Source organism: Rhodanobacter umsongensis (assembly GCF_042654965.1).
Classification (GTDB): Bacteria; Pseudomonadota; Gammaproteobacteria; order Xanthomonadales; family Rhodanobacteraceae; genus Rhodanobacter; species Rhodanobacter umsongensis.
In genome coordinates this window covers 1-16,402 of the sequence record NZ_JBHSMK010000001.1, presented here as the reverse complement: position 1 = coordinate 16,402, position 16,402 = coordinate 1, and the positions used below count along the sequence as shown (strand labels likewise).

Genomic DNA, 16,402 nt, shown 5'->3' with positions numbered 1-16,402 from the left:
GCCACCGAAACGTTCCGCACCGACCTTCGTCAGCGCCGCCGTCAGCGTCGTCTTGCCGTGATCCACGTGACCAATCGTGCCGACGTTGACGTGCGGCTTGGTGCGTTCGAATTTACCCTTTGCCATGACTCTGAACCTCTAGAAAAGAACGGTATGTGCTGGAAAGTCAGCCTTATCAGGCCTTCTTGATGACCTGCTCGGCGACGTTGTTCGGCGCTTCGGCGTAGTGGTCGAATTCCATCGTAAAGGTAGCGCGGCCCTGGGTCAGCGATCGGATGGTCGTCGCGTAACCGAACATCTCGCCCAGAGGGACCATCGCGTCGATGGTCTTGCCCGACGGCGTGTCGTCCTGGCCCTGGAGCAGGCCGCGACGGCGACTCATGTCGCCCATGACGTCACCGACGTACTCTTCCGGCGTCACCACTTCGATCTTCATGATCGGCTCGAGCAGCACCGGCGACGCCTTCGCAAAACCCTGCTTGAACGCCATCGAAGCCGCGAGTTTGAACGCCATCTCGGACGAGTCGACGTCGTGGTAGGAACCGAACACGAGCTTCACCTTCACGCCGACGACCGGGAAGCCGGCCAGCGGACCGCTGGTAATGGTCTCCCGCAGCCCCTTTTCAACCGACGGAATGAACTCCTTCGGGATCACGCCACCGGTGATGTCGTTGATGAAGAGGAAATCATTCTTCACGTTCGGGTCGGCACGATCTGCCTCGGTCATCGGCGACAACTCGATCACGACGTGACCGTACTGCCCCTTGCCGCCCGACTGCTTCGCGTGTTTGTAATCCGACTTGACGTCCGACAGACGAATCGTCTCGCGATAAGCCACTTGCGGCTTGCCGACATTGGCCTCGACGTTGAACTCGCGGCGCATGCGGTCCACCAGGATGTCCAGGTGAAGCTCGCCCATGCCCGAGATGATCGTCTGGCCCGACTCCTCGTCCGTGCGCACGCGGAACGAGGGATCCTCCGCAGCGAGACGACCGAGTGCGACGCCCATCTTTTCCTGGTCCGACTTGGTCTTCGGCTCCACCGCCATCGAGATCACCGGCTCCGGGAACGTCATGCGCTCCAGGGTGATGATGTGATCCTGCGCGCACAGCGTGTCGCCGGTCGTCACGTCCTTCAGGCCGACTGCGGCAGCGATGTCGCCGGCACAGACTTCCTTCAGCTCCTGACGCTCGTTCGCGTGCATCTGCAGGATACGGCCGATACGCTCTTTCTTGCTCTTGACCGGGTTGTACACGGCATCGCCGGACTTCAGCGTGCCCGAGTAGACGCGGAAGAACGTCAGCGAACCGACGAACGGATCGGTCATGATTTTGAACGCGAGCGCGGAGAACGGCGCCGCATCCTCAGCCTTGCGCGTGGCTTCGTTGTCGTCTTCGTCGATGCCAGCGACCGGCGGACGGTCGGACGGCGACGGCAGCAGCTGCACCACCGCGTCGAGCATGGCCTGGACGCCCTTGTTCTTGAACGCCGTGCCGCAGTAGGTCGGGATGATTTCGTTGGCGAGCGTGCGCTGGCGAAGACCCGCGATGATCTCAGCCTCGGTGAGGTCACCCTCTTCGAGGTACTTGTTCATCAAGTCTTCGGTCGCCTCGGCGGCGGACTCCACCATGAAGGCATGCGCTTCGGCGGCTGCGTCAGCCAAGTTCGCCGGAATCTCCCGGTATTCGAACTTCATGCCCTGGGATTCCATGTCCCAGATGATTGCCTTCATCTTGAGCAGATCCACGACCCCCTCGAAGCCGTCTTCGGCGCCGATCGGCACTTGCATCGGCACCGGATGTGCGCCGAGACGCGCCTTCAGCTGGGCAACGACCTTGTCGAAATTGGCGCCGGTGCGATCCATCTTGTTGACGAACGCGAGACGCGGCACCTTGTACTTGTTGGCCTGGCGCCACACCGTCTCGGACTGGGGCTGCACGCCACCGACCGCGCACAGCACGAATACCGCGCCGTCGAGCACGCGCAGAGAGCGCTCGACTTCGATGGTGAAATCGACGTGTCCCGGGGTATCGATGATGTTGAAACGGTGCTGATCCAGCGAACCGTCCATGCCTTTCCAGAACGCCGTCGTTGCTGCCGACGTAATGGTGATGCCGCGCTCCTGCTCCTGCTCCATCCAGTCCATCGTGGCTGCGCCGTCGTGCACCTCGCCAATCTTGTGGCTGACGCCGGTGTAGAACAGGATGCGTTCCGTGGTCGTGGTCTTGCCGGCATCGATGTGAGCCATGATGCCGAAGTTGCGGTAGCGCTCGATGGGAGTAGTGCGTGCCATGGATATTTACCCGTTTCAGGCTGCCTGCCCTGATTCCCACGTCCGTCCGGGACGTGCTCTATTTAAAAGTCCACCATGGATGGCGGTATGTTCCTCAGGCCATCGAGGAAGACGGCTTGAATCAGTACTCCGGCAGGAATGCCGGCTTGTTCTCTGCCGCCACCGGGCTCGGTTGAACCCTCACTGTCCGACTTGAATGCCAGCCAGCCTGCCGTGGGTAGATACGGCCCTGAACCCTGAGAAAGCCCGCCATGGCTGGCGGTTTGTTCCTCGCCGTCCTGGTGACGGCGAGTGCGTTACCAGCGGTAGTGCGAGAAGGCCTTGTTGGCTTCCGCCATGCGATGGGTTTCCTCGCGCTTCTTGGCTGCACCGCCGCGACTTTCCGAAGCCTCGAGCAACTCGGCGGCCAGCTTGCGCGGCATCGAGGTTTCGCCACGCTTGCGGGCAGCATCAATGACCCAGCGCATTGCCAGCGCCATGCGGCGACCCGGGCGCACTTCGACCGGCACCTGATAGGTGGCACCGCCGACACGGCGGGACTTCACCTCGACCGCCGGCGCGATGTTGTTCAGCGCCTTCTCGACCAGTGCGACCGGCTCGGCGTTCTTCTCGCCGATCTGCTGCAACGCACCGTAAACGATGCTCTCGGCCACGGACTTCTTGCCACTCTTCATCACCATGTTGATGAAACGGGCAATCAGCTGGCTACCGTGCTTGGGGTCCGGCAGAACCAGACGGGCGGGATGTGAACCTTTACGCGACATGTTTTTCGTCCGATATTTTTTGCGGACATCCCTGCCCGCCAGAAAGCGACCATCCCGGCCGCACCATTGTTTTATTGCAGCCATCCAATGACTGCGACGCCAAAGCAACCATCCGTAGCCGTACTTTCAAAACAGCGGGTGTTTACTTCTTCGGGCGCTTGGCGCCGTACTTCGAGCGCGACTGGCGGCGCTTCGTGACACCCGCGCAATCGAGGCTGCCGCGCACCGTGTGGTAGCGCACGCCGGGCAGATCCTTGACGCGGCCGCCGCGGATCAGCACCACCGAGTGCTCCTGCAGGTTGTGACCTTCGCCACCGATGTAGCTGATGATCTCGAAGCCATTGGTCAGGCGCACCTTGGCAACTTTGCGCAAGGCCGAGTTCGGCTTTTTCGGGGTGGTCGTGTAAACACGCGTGCAGACACCACGACGCTGCGGGCTGCTCTGCAGTGCCGGCGACCCGCTCTTGTAGGTCTTGGGGCTGCGCGATTTGCGCACCAACTGGTTGACTGTCGTCATGCGAAGCTGTTCCTGAAAACCTGATTCTAAAAACATTAAAGGCAGCCCGAATGAGCTCGGTCTGCCAAGAAGCGGGAATTTAACATGAGCAGCCCGCCATAGGCAAGCCGGCGCTCAGCCGTCCTGGACCCGAACACGAGGTGCGTCCCTGCACCTCTTTTCGTATGTCAGCGAGCAATACCCTGGACGGGCTTACTCGACACCGTTATCGCTACCGGCCGAAACCTCGGCAAACGAGGCTGCGGGAGTGGAACCTGAAAGCGTCTCCAGATCCGATGCGGATAAACCGCCCTGGCGACGACGCGCCGCGTGGTACGCCAAGCCCGTGCCTGCCGGAATAAGACGCCCGACAATAACATTTTCCTTCAGGCCACGCAAGGTGTCGCGCGTGCCACGAACTGCCGCCTCGGTGAGGACGCGGGTGGTTTCCTGGAACGAGGCTGCCGAGATGAACGACTCGGTGGCCAGCGACGCCTTGGTGATACCCAGCAGGATCGACTGGTATTCGGCCGGACGCTCGCCCTTGGCGATTGCACGATCGTTCTCGCCATTGATGCGCACGCGCTCGATCTGCTCGCCCCGCAGGTAGTGGCTGTCGCCCGGCTCGACGATCTCGACCTTGCGCAGCATCTGGCGAATGATCGCCTCGATGTGCTTGTCGTTGATCTTCACGCCCTGCAGGCGATACACGTCCTGGATCTCCTTGACCAGATACGAGGCCAGCGGCTCCACACCCAGCAGGCGCAGGATGTCATGCGGACTCGGCTCGCCGTCGACGACGGTTTCGCCCTTCTCCACATGCTCGCCCTCGAACACGATGACCTGGCGCCACTTCGGGATCAGCTCCTCGTGCTCATTGCCGTCGACGTCCTTGATCACCAGGCGCTGCTTGCCCTTGGTGTCCTTGCCGAAGCTGATGATGCCGGAGCGCTCGGCCAGGATCGCCGGCTCCTTCGGCTTGCGCGCCTCGAACAGATCGGCCACGCGCGGCAGACCGCCGGTGATGTCGCGGGTCTTCGAGCTTTCCTGCGGGATACGGGCAACGACGTCGCCCACGCCCACTTCGGCACCGTTCTGGATCGACACGATCGCACCGGCCGGCAGGAAGTACTGCGCGGCGATGTCGGTGCCCGGCAGCTTGAGCTCCCGGCCCTTGGCGTCTTCCAGGCGCACGATCGGGCGCAGGTCCTTCGCCTGCGCGCCGCGACGTTTCGGATCGGTGACCACCGCCGATTCCAGGCCGGTCAGCTCGTCGGTCTGGCTCTGCACGGTGACGCCATCGAGGAAGTCGATGAAACGCACCACGCCGGCCACTTCGGTGACGATCGGATGGGTATGCGGATCCCAGTTCGCCACGGTCTGGCCAGGCTTCACCGGCGCACCGTCCTTGACCGCGATGATGGCGCCGTAGGGCACCTTGTAACGCTCGCGCTCGCGGCCGCTGGTATCGATCACGCTCAGTTCGCCCGAACGCGACACCGCGACCAGATGACCCTGCTTGTGCTGCACGGACTTCAGGTTGTTGAACTTCAACGAGCCGGTGGTCTTCACCGTCACGTTGTCCACTGCCGCCGCACGCGACGCCGCACCACCGATGTGGAACGTCCGCATGGTCAGCTGGGTGCCCGGCTCGCCGATCGACTGCGCGGCGACCACACCCACGGCCTCGCCCATGTTGACCAGATGACCACGGGCCAGATCGCGGCCGTAGCACAACTTGCACACGCCATGTGCGGCTTCGCAGGTGATCGGCGAACGCACTTTCAGCACCTGTACGCCGGCCTTGTCGAGTTTCTCGACCAGGGCTTCGTTGAGCAGGGTGTCGCGCGTCACGATCGGCTGATCATCATCGCCGGGTGCGTAGACATCCTCGACCACCACACGGCCCAGCACGCGCTCGCGCAGCGGCTCGACCACGTCGCCACCTTCGACGATCGGCTGCATGATCACGCCGTTCTCGGTGCCGCAGTCGTCCATGGTGATGACCACGTCCTGCGCCACGTCGACCAGGCGGCGGGTCAGGTAACCGGAGTTGGCGGTCTTCAGCGCGGTATCCGCCAGGCCCTTACGAGCACCGTGGGTCGAGTTGAAGTACTGCAGCACGTTCAGGCCTTCGCGGAAGTTGGCCTTGATCGGGGTCTCGATGATCGAGCCATCCGGACGGGCCATCAAGCCGCGCATGCCGGCCAGCTGGCGAATCTGCGCCACCGAGCCACGCGCGCCGGAGTCGGCCATGATGTACAGCGAGTTCATCGACTTCTGGTTGACCATCTTGCCGTCGGCATCCTTCACCTTTTCGGTGCCGATGCCGTCGATCATCGCTTTCGCCACCAGTTCGCTGGTACGCGACCAGATGTCGACCACCTTGTTGTAGCGCTCGCCGGCGGTGACCAGACCCGACTGGTATTGCTGCTGGATCTCGACGACTTCCTTCTCGGCTTCTTCCAGGATCGGCTTCTTCTCGGCCGGGATCAGCATGTCGTCGATGCCGATCGAAATGCCTGCGCGCGTGGCGAACCGGTAGCCGGTGTACATCAGCTTGTCGGCGAACACCACGGTCTCTTTCAACCCCAGCAGGCGGTAGCTGGAGTTGATCAGGCGCGAGATGTTCTTCTTGGTCAGCTCGGTGTTGGCCAGTTCGAACGGCAGGCCTTCCGGCAGGATCTCTGCAAGCAGTGCACGACCGACAGTGGTGTCGACGATCTTCGTCTCGTGGGTACGCGTGCCGTCTTCGGCGATGTGCACCAGCTTCAGGCGCACCTTGACCTTGGCGTGCAACTCGACCGCACGGTTGTCGTACGCACGGCGCGCCTCGGAAATGCCCGAGAACACCATGCCGGTGCCCTTGACGTTGATCAGCTCGCGGGTCATGTAATACAGACCCAGCACGACGTCCTGGGTCGGCACGATGATCGGCTCGCCGTTGGCCGGGCTGAGGATGTTGTTGGACGACATCATCAGCGTGCGCGCTTCCAGCTGCGCCTCGATCGACAGCGGCACATGGACGGCCATCTGGTCGCCGTCGAAGTCGGCGTTGAACGCAGTACACACCAGCGGATGCAGCTGGATCGCCTTGCCTTCGATCAACTTCGGCTCAAACGCCTGGATGCCGAGACGATGCAGGGTCGGCGCACGGTTCAGCAGCACCGGATGCTCGCGGATCACCTCTTCGAGGATGTCCCACACCTGCGCTTCCTCGCGCTCGACCAGCTTCTTCGCCGCCTTGATGGTGGTGGCTTCGCCACGCGCCTGCAGCTTGGCGAAAATGAACGGCTTGAACAGCTCCAGCGCCATCTTCTTGGGCAGGCCGCACTGGTGCAGGCGCAGGGTCGGACCGACCACGATCACCGAACGACCGGAGTAGTCCACGCGCTTGCCGAGCAGGTTCTGGCGGAAGCGGCCCTGCTTGCCCTTGATCATGTCGGCGAGCGATTTCAGCGCGCGCTTGTTGGTGCCGGTGATGGCACGGCCGCGGCGGCCGTTGTCGAGCAGCGCATCGACCGATTCCTGCAGCATGCGCTTCTCGTTGCGCACGATGATGTCGGGCGCATTGAGTTCAAGCAGCCGCTTCAGGCGGTTGTTGCGGTTGATCACGCGGCGGTACAGGTCGTTCAGATCGGAGGTGGCGAAGCGGCCACCGTCCAGCGGCACCAGCGGACGCAGGTCCGGCGGCAGCACGGGCAGCACGGTCAGCACCATCCACTCCGGCTTGTTGCCGGATTCCAGGAACGCCTCGATCAGCTTGACGCGCTTGGTCAGCCGCTTCAGCTTGGTCTCGGAGTTGGTGGAGGTGATCTCTTCCTTCAGGCGGATGACTTCGCCCGGCAGGTCGAGCGACTTCAGCAGGTGGAACACCGCTTCGGCACCCATGCGGGCGTCGAACTCGTCACCATGCTCTTCGGTCGCTTCCAGGTACTGGTCTTCGCTGAGCAGCTGGCCGCGCTCGAGCGCGGTCATGCCCGGATCGATCACCACGAACGCCTCGAAGTACAGGATGCGTTCGATGTCACGCAACGTCATGTCCAGCATCAGGCCGATGCGCGACGGCAGCGACTTGAGGAACCAGATGTGCGCGGTCGGGCTGGCCAGCTCGATGTGACCCATGCGCTCGCGGCGCACCTTGGCCAGCGTGACCTCGGTGCCGCACTTCTCGCAGACCACGCCGCGATGCTTCATGCGCTTGTACTTGCCGCACAGGCACTCGTAGTCCTTCACCGGTCCGAAGATCGCGGCGCAGAACAGGCCGTCACGCTCCGGCTTGAAGGTACGGTAGTTGATGGTTTCCGGCTTCTTCACTTCGCCGTACGACCACGAGCGGATCAGCTCCGGCGAGGCCAGCGCGATCTTGATCGCGTCGAAATCCGGCGTCGCGCGCTGCTGGTTGAACAGATTGAGCAGGTCTTTCATTCGAAATCTCCGGTGACTGCGCGGATCACTTGATCTCTTCCAGATCGATGTCGATGGCGAGCGAGCGGATTTCCTTCACCAGTACGTTGAAGGACTCCGGCATGCCCGCGGACATTTCGTGGTTGCCGTCGACAATGTTCTTGTACATCTGGTTGCGGCCCTGCACGTCGTCCGATTTCACCGTCAGCATTTCCTGCAGGGTGTAGGCCGCGCCGTAGGCTTCCAGCGCCCACACTTCCATCTCGCCGAAGCGCTGGCCGCCGAACTGCGCCTTGCCGCCCAGCGGCTGCTGGGTGACCAGCGAGTACGGGCCAGTGGAACGCGCGTGCATCTTGTCGTCGACCAGATGGTTGAGTTTCAGGTAATGCATGTAGCCCACGGTGACCGGGCGATCGAACGCCTCGCCGGTACGGCCGTCATACAGCGTGGTCTGACCCGACTCGGGCAGATCCGCCAGCTTCAGCATCGCCTTGATCTCGGTTTCCTCGGCACCATCGAACACCGGCGTCGCCATCGGCACGCCTTCCTGCAGATTGGTGGCAAGAGTGAAGATCTCCTTGTCGGTGAGCGACTTCAGATCGACGTGCTGCACGGCACCGGCCACATGGGTGTTGTAGATCTGGTCGAGGAACTCACGGATCTTGGCGACCTTCTCCTGCGCTTCGAGCATCTTCTGGATCTTCTTGCCCAGGCCCTTGGCGGCCCAGCCCAGATGGACTTCCAGAATCTGCCCGATGTTCATGCGCGACGGCACGCCCAGCGGGTTCAGCACGATGTCGACCGGCACGCCGTCGGCGGAGTACGGCATGTCCTCGACCGGCACCACGTTGGAGACCACACCCTTGTTGCCATGACGGCCGGCCATCTTGTCACCCGGCTGGATGCGGCGCTTCACGGCCAGGAACACCTTGACCATCTTCAGCACGCCCGGTGCGAGATCGTCGCCCTGGGTGATCTTGCCCTGCTTTTCCTTGAAGCGCTTGTCGAACTCCTCCTTGTGGCGCTTGACCTGATCGGCCGCACGCTCGAGGAACTCGGTGACTTCCTCGTCCTTGACGTTGATCTTGAACCAGTCGTCCTTCTTCAGGCCGTCCAGGTAGGCGTCGGTGATCTCGGTGCCACGCTTGAGGCCGCCTGGACCGCTCATCGCGGACTTGCCGACCAGCTGCGTACGCATGCGGCTGTAGATCGCCCCTTCCAGGATGCGGAACTGGTCGTCCAGATCCTTGCGGATCCGCTTGACCTCGGTTTCTTCGATCTGCTTGGCGCGCTTGTCCTTCTCGATGCCGTCGCGGGTGAACACCTGCACGTCGATGACGGTGCCGTCCATGCCTGGCGGCACGCGCAAGGACGAGTCCTTCACATCGGACGCCTTCTCGCCGAAGATCGCACGCAGCAGCTTCTCTTCCGGCGTGAGCTGGCTCTCGCCCTTCGGCGTAACCTTGCCGACCATGATGTCGCCGGCCTTCACCTCGGCACCGATGTAGACGATGCCCGACTCGTCCAGACGTGCGAGCGCCTGCTCGCCCACGTTCGGGATGTCGGCGGTGATCTCCTCGGCACCCAGCTTGGTGTCACGCGCGATGCAGGACAGCTCCTCGATGTGGATCGAGGTGTAGCGGTCTTCCTGCACGACGCGTTCGGACAGCAGGATCGAGTCTTCGAAGTTGTAGCCGTTCCATGGCATGAACGCGATCAGCATGTTCTGGCCGAGCGCGAGCTCGCCCAGATCGGTCGACGAACCGTCGGCCAGCGTGTCGCCCTTAGCCACCACGTCACCCACGTTCACCAGCGGACGCTGGTTGAGGTTGGTGTTCTGGTTGGAGCGGGTGTACTTGGTCAACGTGTAGATGTCGACGCCGGCGTCGTTGTCGCCGACTTCATCCTCGGTCACGCGCACCACGATGCGGGCCGCATCGACCTGGTCGATCACGCCGCCGCGCTTGGCAGTCACGATGACGCCGGAGTCGCGCGCCACGGCGCGCTCGATACCGGTACCCACCAGCGGGGTCTGCGACCGCAGCGTCGGCACGGCCTGGCGCTGCATGTTCGCGCCCATCAGCGCGCGGTTGGCATCGTCGTGCTCGAGGAATGGCACCAGCGCCGCGGCGACCGACACGGTCTGCATCGGCGAGACGTCCATGTAGTCGACCTCGGACGCCGGACGCAGCTCGGATTCGCCACGGAAACGGCAGGACACGAAGTCCTCGATGAAGGCGCCGTGCTTGTCCAGCGGCGAGTTCGCCTGGGCAATCACGTGATCGCCCTCCTCGATCGCCGACAGATAGTCGACCTTGTCGGTCACCTTGCTGTTCGCCACCTTGCGGTACGGCGTCTCGAGAAAGCCGTACGAGTTGGTGCGGGCGTACACGGCAAGCGAGTTGATCAGGCCGATGTTCGGGCCTTCCGGCGTTTCGATGGTGCAGACGCGGCCGTAATGGGTCGGATGCACGTCACGCACTTCGAAACCGGCGCGCTCGCGGGTCAGGCCGCCCGGCCCCAGCGCGGAGACGCGACGCTTGTGCGTCACTTCGGACAGCGGATTGTTCTGATCCATGAACTGGGACAGTTGCGACGAGCCGAAGAACTCCTTCACCGCCGCGGCCACCGGCTTGGCGTTGATCAGGTCCTGCGGGGTCAGGCCATCGGCTTCGGCCAGCGACAGGCGCTCGCGCACGGCACGCTCGACGCGCACCAGGCCGATGCGGAAGGTGTTCTCGGCCATCTCGCCGACCGAACGCACGCGGCGGTTGCCGAGATGGTCGATGTCGTCGACGGTACCGTGACCGTTCTTGATGTCGATCAGCACCTTCAGCACGTCGAGGATGTCGGACGACTCGCCCTGCTCCTTGACCAGCAGCTGGGATGCCTCTTCCTTGCGCTCGCTGAAATACTTGTGGTCGTACAGCACGCCGGGGCCGAGGATTTCCTTGCGGCCGACGCGGCGGTTGAACTTCATCCGGCCCACGCCCGACAGATCGTAGCGGTCGAAGGTGAAGAACAGATTGAAGAACAGGTTCTGCGCCGCATCCTTGGTCGGCGGCTCGCCGGGACGCATCATGCGATAGATTTCCACCAGCGCCTCCAGCGGCGTCTTGGTGTTGTCGATGCGCAGGGTGTGCGAGATGTAGGCGCCCCGATCGAGGTCGTTGACGTACAGCGTCGGCACGACTTCGATACCGGCCTTGCGGAAGTTCTCCAACTGCTCGGCAGTGATCTCGTCGTTGGCCGAGGCCAGCAACTCGCCGGTCTTGCTGTCGACAATGTCGGTGGCCACGATGCGGCCGACCGGGTAGTCGTCCGGCACTTCCAGCGCCGTGATGTTTTCAGCGGCCAGCTGGCGCACGTGCCGCGCAGTGATGCGCTTGCCCGCTTCCACCAGCACGGTGCCGCCGATCGCCAGATCGAAGCTCAGCGTCTCGCCGCGCAAGCGCTCGGCGACCAGCTCCAGCGTGGTGCCACCCTTCTTGCCGAGGTGGAACACGTTGTGCTCGAAGAAGATGCCCAGCATCTCCTGGTTGTTGTAACCCAGCGCGCGCAGCAGCACCGTCACCGGCAGCTTGCGGCGACGATCGATGCGGGTGAACAGCGCGTCCTTCGGGTCGAACTCGAAGTCCAGCCAGGAACCGCGATAAGGAATCACGCGGGCAGAGAACAGCAGCTTGCCCGAGCTGTGCGTCTTGCCGCGGTCGTGGTCGAAGAACACGCCCGGCGAACGATGCAGCTGCGAGACGATCACGCGCTCGGTGCCGTTGATGATGAAGGTGCCGGTGTCGGTCATGAGCGGAATTTCGCCCATGTAGACCTCCTGCTCCTTGATGTACTTGACCACCTTCTTCGAGGCCGGGCTGTCCTTGTCATAGATGACCAGGCGCACGGTGGTACGCAGCGGCGCACCGTAGGTCATGCCGCGGTTGCGGCATTCGCGCTCGTCGAACGCCGGCTCGCCGAGGCGATAGTCGACATACTCAAGCGCTGCATTGCCCGAATAGCTGGAGATCGGGAACACCGACTTCAACGCGGCATGCAAACCCTTCTCGCCGCGCTGTTTGGGCGCGACATGCTCCTGCAGAAACTCCCGGTAGGAATCGGTCTGGATGGTCAGCAGGTTCGGCACGCCCAGTACGGGCGGACGCTTGCCAAAATCCTTGCGGATGCGTTTCTTCTCGGTAAACGAGTAGGCCATGATCGGTAGCGCCTCGGTTCGCAGTGACGCCGGTGGTGCACACACCGGCTGAATGAAAAATCAGATGTTCGACAAATCCGCGGATTTGGGAATCGAGAATGCGCAATCGACGGGCGATTTCCCATTCTCCATTCCCCTTCCCGCCTAAGCAGGCAAAGCCCGGGAGCTTTCGCCCCCAGGCTTGCTTGACGTCAAGTCGAAGCGTCGGCGTGCAAACGCCGATTACTTCAGTTCGACGGTGGCGCCGGCAGCTTCGAGGTCCTTCTTGAACTTCTCGGCATCTTCCTTCGACACGGCTTCCTTCAGGACGCCGCCGGCCTCGGTCAGATCCTTGGCTTCCTTCAGGCCCAGGCCGGTGATCGCGCGCACAGCCTTGATCACGTCGACCTTCTTGGCGCCGGCGTTCTTCAGGATGACGTCGAACTCGGTCTGCGCTTCGGCAGCCGGAGCAGCCGCGGCCGGACCGGCGACGGCGACCGGGGCAGCGGCGGTCACGCCAAACTTCTCTTCGATGGCCTTGACCAGGTCCATCACTTCCATCAGCGACTTGGCGGCTACGGCTTCAACGATCTGTTCGTTGGACAGGGACATTTGATTTACCTCTGAAATGGATTCGATTTGTTGAGTAGGTGTCGAAATCAGGCGGGTTCGGCTTCAGCCGGCGCTTCGGCGGCGACTTCGCCACCGCCCTGCTGATCGGCCACAGCCTTGATGACCCGGGCAAACATCGCAGCCGGTTCGGCCAGCACGCGGGCCAGCATGGCCAGCGCCTGTTCGCGGGTCGGCAACGCGGCCAGCACATCGACGTGTTCGGCCGGCAGCAACTTGCCTTCCACCGAGACGATTTTCGCCTTCAGCTTGTCGTTGCTCTTGGCGAATTCCTTGATCAGACGCCCGGCAGCGCCGGGTTCTTCCATCGAGAACGCGTACAGCAGCGGACCGACCAGGGCGTCCTTGACGACCTCGAACTCGGTTCCGGCCACGGCGCGCGAAGCGAGCGTGTTCTTGACGACTCTCAAGTACACACTGGTTTCACGGGCCTTCTTGCGCATCGCGGTCATCTGTTCGACCGTGGTGCCCGCGTACTCGACGGCAATCAGGGAGTGGGCCTTCGCGGCAACGTCTGCCAGTTCGGCGACTACTTCATGCTTCTGAGACAGATTTAGAGCCATTGCACTCCTCCAAATGAACTCCGCTCACGGCTCCTGCCGCTTGCGGTCCTGGGCGACGCCGTCCCTGACGTCGGGGACACGGATGTCCCGGGTGTTGGCCTTTCCAGAACACATCGAACAATTCCAGAAGGGGCAGCACCATCTGCGCAGGCCGGATTCGATCGAAACCCGATTAAGCGATCCCGCTGGCGATGACGGCGAATTCCTTGCCGAGGGCGAGCTCCCTGCCCGTCGTCATCGCGCGCTGAGCGCGCCTGCGGTCTTTGACAGCGGCACCGGCCTGAGGCCGGAGCTGCCTTCAAAAACTGCCCACGCCGGCGTTATCGCCAGCGCGGGACTTGAGTCTTACTTGGTCGCGATGGTCAGCGAGGAGGTATCGACGGCAACGCCGACGCCCATCGTGCTGGACAACGCGACTTTCTGCAGAAACTGGCCTTTCGCCGTGGACGGCTTGGCCTTCAGCAGATCCGCAATCAACGTGTTGAGGTTGTCGGCCAGCTGGCCGGCCTCGAAGCTGGCCTTGCCGATGGTGGCGTGGATGATGCCCGCCTTGTCGTTGCGGAACTTCACCTGGCCGGCCTTGGCATTCTTGACCGCCGTGGCGACGTCGGCGGTGACCGAGCCGTCCTTCGGGTTCGGCATCAGGCCGCGCGGGCCGAGCAACTGGCCCAGCTTGCCGACCACGCGCATCGCATCCGGCGTGGCGATCACGCGACCGAAGTCGAGATCACCAGCCTGCATGCGCTCGGCCAGGTCGTCCATGCCGACGGCATCGGCGCCGGCAGCCTTGGCGGCCTCGGCCTTCTCGCCCGGCGGGCAGAACACGGCAACCTTGACGGTCTTGCCGGTGCCATGCGGCAACAGCGACGATCCGCGCACGCCCTGGTCCGACTTCTTGGCGTCGATACCCAGACGGACGGCCACGTCCACCGACTCGGCGAACTTCGCGGTGGCGTTGTCCTTGACGATCTTCAGCGCTTCGTCCAGGCCATAGAACTTGCCCGGCTGCACCGCGGCCGCAGCCGACTTCATACGCTTCGTGAGCTTCGCCATGTCTTAACCCTCCACCACAAGGCCCATGCTGCGGGCGCTACCGGCAATGGTGCGCACCGCGGCGTCGAGATCGGCAGCCGTCAGATCCGGCTCCTTCTGCTTTGCCACGTCTTCCAACTGCTTGCGGGTGACCTTGCCGACCTTGTCGGTATTCGGCTTCGGCGAACCCTTGGCGGTGCCGGTGATCTTCTTCAGCAAGATCGTGGCGGGCGGGGTCTTGGTGATGAAGGTGAAGCTGCGATCGGAATATGCGGTGATGATCACCGGAATCGGCAGACCGGGCTCCAGCTTCTGCGTGGCGGCATTGAACGCCTTGCAGAACTCCATGATGTTCAGGCCGCGCTGACCGAGGGCAGGGCCGACCGGCGGCGACGGGTTGGCCTGGCCGGCCTTGACCTGCAGCTTGATGTAACCGACAACTTTCTTTGCCATGGGATTTTCCTCGCGAGTTCAGGCGCCTTGCGGCTCCTCGCTGTTCACCGGTCCGTGGATGGAAGGAAGACCTGCCTCATGCAGATCTGAAAACGCGGGCATGCCGGATCGAAAAGACCCAGCGTGAACCGCGCAGTATAGAGATTTTTTGGGTTGTCAGCAATCCCCGTGCCAAGAGCTGCCCGGACGGAAGCAGATGAACGATCGGGCCGGCTCGATCAGCGCGGCCCGAGATCCGGCCTCAGGCCTTCTCGACCTGGCCAAACTCCAGCTCGACCGGGGTCGAACGACCGAAGATCAGCACCGCAACGCGCAGGCGACTCTTCTCGTAGTTGACTTCCTCGACCACGCCGTTGAAATCGTTGAAGGGACCTTCGGTGACGCGAACCATCTCGCCCGGTTCGAACAGAACCTTGGGCCTGGGCTTTTCAACACCCTCGCGGACGCGGCTCAGGATCGCATCAGCCTCGCTGTCCTTGATCGGCAGCGGACGGTCGGCGGTGCCGCCGATGAAACCCATCACTTTCGGGGTTTCCTTGATCAGGTGCCAGCACTCGTCGTCGATGCGCGGCGCCTTGCCCTCGGTATTGGTTTCGATCTGCACCAGCACATAACCGGGGAAGAACTTGCGCTCGCTGCGACGCTTCTGGCCGCCGCGCATTTCGATCACTTCCTCGGTCGGCACCAGCACTTCGCCGAACTTCTCTTCCATCTCGGCGCGCTTGATACGCTCCTCGAGGGACCGCTTCACCTGATTCTCGAAGCCCGAATAGGCGTGTACCACATACCAGCGCTTGCTCATGCTCACCTCAGCCACCCAACTTCAGCAGCCAGTCGAGAATGACCGACTTAAGGATCAGATCGATCAGCCCCAACAGCAGCGACAGCACGATCACCACCAGGATGATGATGCCGGTCGTCTTGATCGTTTCGTCGCGGGTGGGCCACACCACCTTGCGCATTTCGAACTGCGACTCGGCGATGAAATTGCGGACCCGACGCCCCAGCGCGGTGAACGCGGCGATCGCCAGCGAGATCACCAGCGCGGCCAGCACGCCAAGCAGGCGCACCGATGGGGAAATGTTGCCGTCCCGACCCAACCAGGAATAGGCAAAGATACCGGCAACCAGCACCAGCCCCGCCAGTACCAGCTTGCCGATGTCGGCGGCGTTCGTGCCCTTGGGCTCTTCTGCCTTGGTATTCATGCACTAGTGACCAGGTGTCAGCAGCATGTCGCGCCCTGCGGCCGACCTTGCCATCGNTACTGGCGTACATGACTTGAACTGGAAACACGACGGCGAGCGGCTTGAATCCGCTCGCCCCGTGAGGATTATTTCAGCCATCCTCCCTGATGGCAAAGATCAACCCGGCATCCATGCCGGACTTTTCACAAAAGCTCTTACTTGATGACCTTGGCCACCACGCCGGCGCCGACGGTGCGGCCGCCTTCACGGATGGCGAAACGCAGGCCTTCGTCCATCGCGATCGGGTGGATCAGGCTCACCACCATCTTCACGTTGTCGCCCGGCATCACCATCTCCACGCCGTCCGGCAACTGGCAGGCGCCGGTCACGTCGG

13 protein-coding genes are annotated in these 16,402 nt (G+C 62.8%); all 13 read right to left on the bottom strand.

The genetic code is table 11. From position 1 onward, the window contains the following. A partial coding sequence (locus tag ACFPME_RS00065; protein WP_229730253.1) for a GTP-binding protein occupies positions 1 to 126 on the bottom strand: 126 nt, incomplete at its 3' end. Positions 127 to 175: 49 nt separating this feature from the next. Next, on the bottom strand, positions 176 to 2,293 hold the full coding sequence (fusA, locus tag ACFPME_RS00060; protein WP_377300765.1) for an elongation factor G: 2,118 nt from the start codon (positions 2,291 to 2,293) through the stop codon (positions 176 to 178). Positions 2,294 to 2,589: 296 nt separating this feature from the next. Further along, the gene (rpsG, locus tag ACFPME_RS00055; protein ID WP_027491697.1) at positions 2,590 to 3,057 is read right to left on the bottom strand and encodes a 30S ribosomal protein S7; all 468 of its coding nucleotides are present in this window, start codon (positions 3,055 to 3,057) and stop codon (positions 2,590 to 2,592) included. A gap of 142 nt (positions 3,058 to 3,199) precedes the next feature. Continuing rightward, positions 3,200 to 3,574, bottom strand: a complete 375-nt coding sequence (gene rpsL / locus ACFPME_RS00050; protein WP_056386848.1) for a 30S ribosomal protein S12 — start codon at positions 3,572 to 3,574, stop codon at positions 3,200 to 3,202. Positions 3,575 to 3,766: 192 nt separating this feature from the next. After that, positions 3,767 to 7,981, bottom strand: coding sequence for a DNA-directed RNA polymerase subunit beta' (gene rpoC / locus ACFPME_RS00045; RefSeq protein WP_377300762.1), 4,215 nt, complete (start codon positions 7,979 to 7,981; stop codon positions 3,767 to 3,769). 25 nt (positions 7,982 to 8,006) lie between these two features. Beyond that, positions 8,007 to 12,170: a DNA-directed RNA polymerase subunit beta gene (gene rpoB, locus ACFPME_RS00040; RefSeq protein WP_377300767.1), complete on the bottom strand. Its 4,164-nt coding sequence runs from the start codon at positions 12,168 to 12,170 to the stop codon at positions 8,007 to 8,009. 219 nt (positions 12,171 to 12,389) lie between these two features. Then, positions 12,390 to 12,758 carry a 50S ribosomal protein L7/L12 gene (gene rplL / locus ACFPME_RS00035; RefSeq protein ID WP_113729584.1) on the bottom strand — a complete coding sequence of 123 codons (369 nt, stop codon included), beginning with the start codon at positions 12,756 to 12,758 and terminating at the stop codon, positions 12,390 to 12,392. A 47-nt stretch (positions 12,759 to 12,805) separates the two neighbouring features. Then, positions 12,806 to 13,339, bottom strand: coding sequence for a 50S ribosomal protein L10 (gene rplJ / locus ACFPME_RS00030; RefSeq protein ID WP_377300759.1), 534 nt, complete (start codon positions 13,337 to 13,339; stop codon positions 12,806 to 12,808). Between the two features lie 345 nt (positions 13,340 to 13,684). Further along, positions 13,685 to 14,392: a 50S ribosomal protein L1 gene (gene rplA, locus ACFPME_RS00025; protein WP_377300757.1), complete on the bottom strand. Its 708-nt coding sequence runs from the start codon at positions 14,390 to 14,392 to the stop codon at positions 13,685 to 13,687. Positions 14,393 to 14,395: 3 nt separating this feature from the next. Further along, entirely contained in the window at positions 14,396 to 14,824 is a 429-nt protein-coding gene (rplK, locus tag ACFPME_RS00020; protein ID WP_113729587.1) for a 50S ribosomal protein L11, read from the bottom strand. A 241-nt stretch (positions 14,825 to 15,065) separates the two neighbouring features. Further along, positions 15,066 to 15,626 carry a transcription termination/antitermination protein NusG gene (gene nusG, locus ACFPME_RS00015; protein ID WP_140656412.1) on the bottom strand — a complete coding sequence of 187 codons (561 nt, stop codon included), beginning with the start codon at positions 15,624 to 15,626 and terminating at the stop codon, positions 15,066 to 15,068. 7 nt (positions 15,627 to 15,633) lie between these two features. After that, entirely contained in the window at positions 15,634 to 16,029 is a 396-nt protein-coding gene (gene secE / locus ACFPME_RS00010; protein WP_377300754.1) for a preprotein translocase subunit SecE, read from the bottom strand. Positions 16,030 to 16,223: 194 nt separating this feature from the next. After that, positions 16,224 to 16,402: EF-Tu C-terminal domain-related protein (locus ACFPME_RS00005; protein ID WP_465269163.1), on the bottom strand; the 179-nt coding region annotated here is incomplete at its 5' end.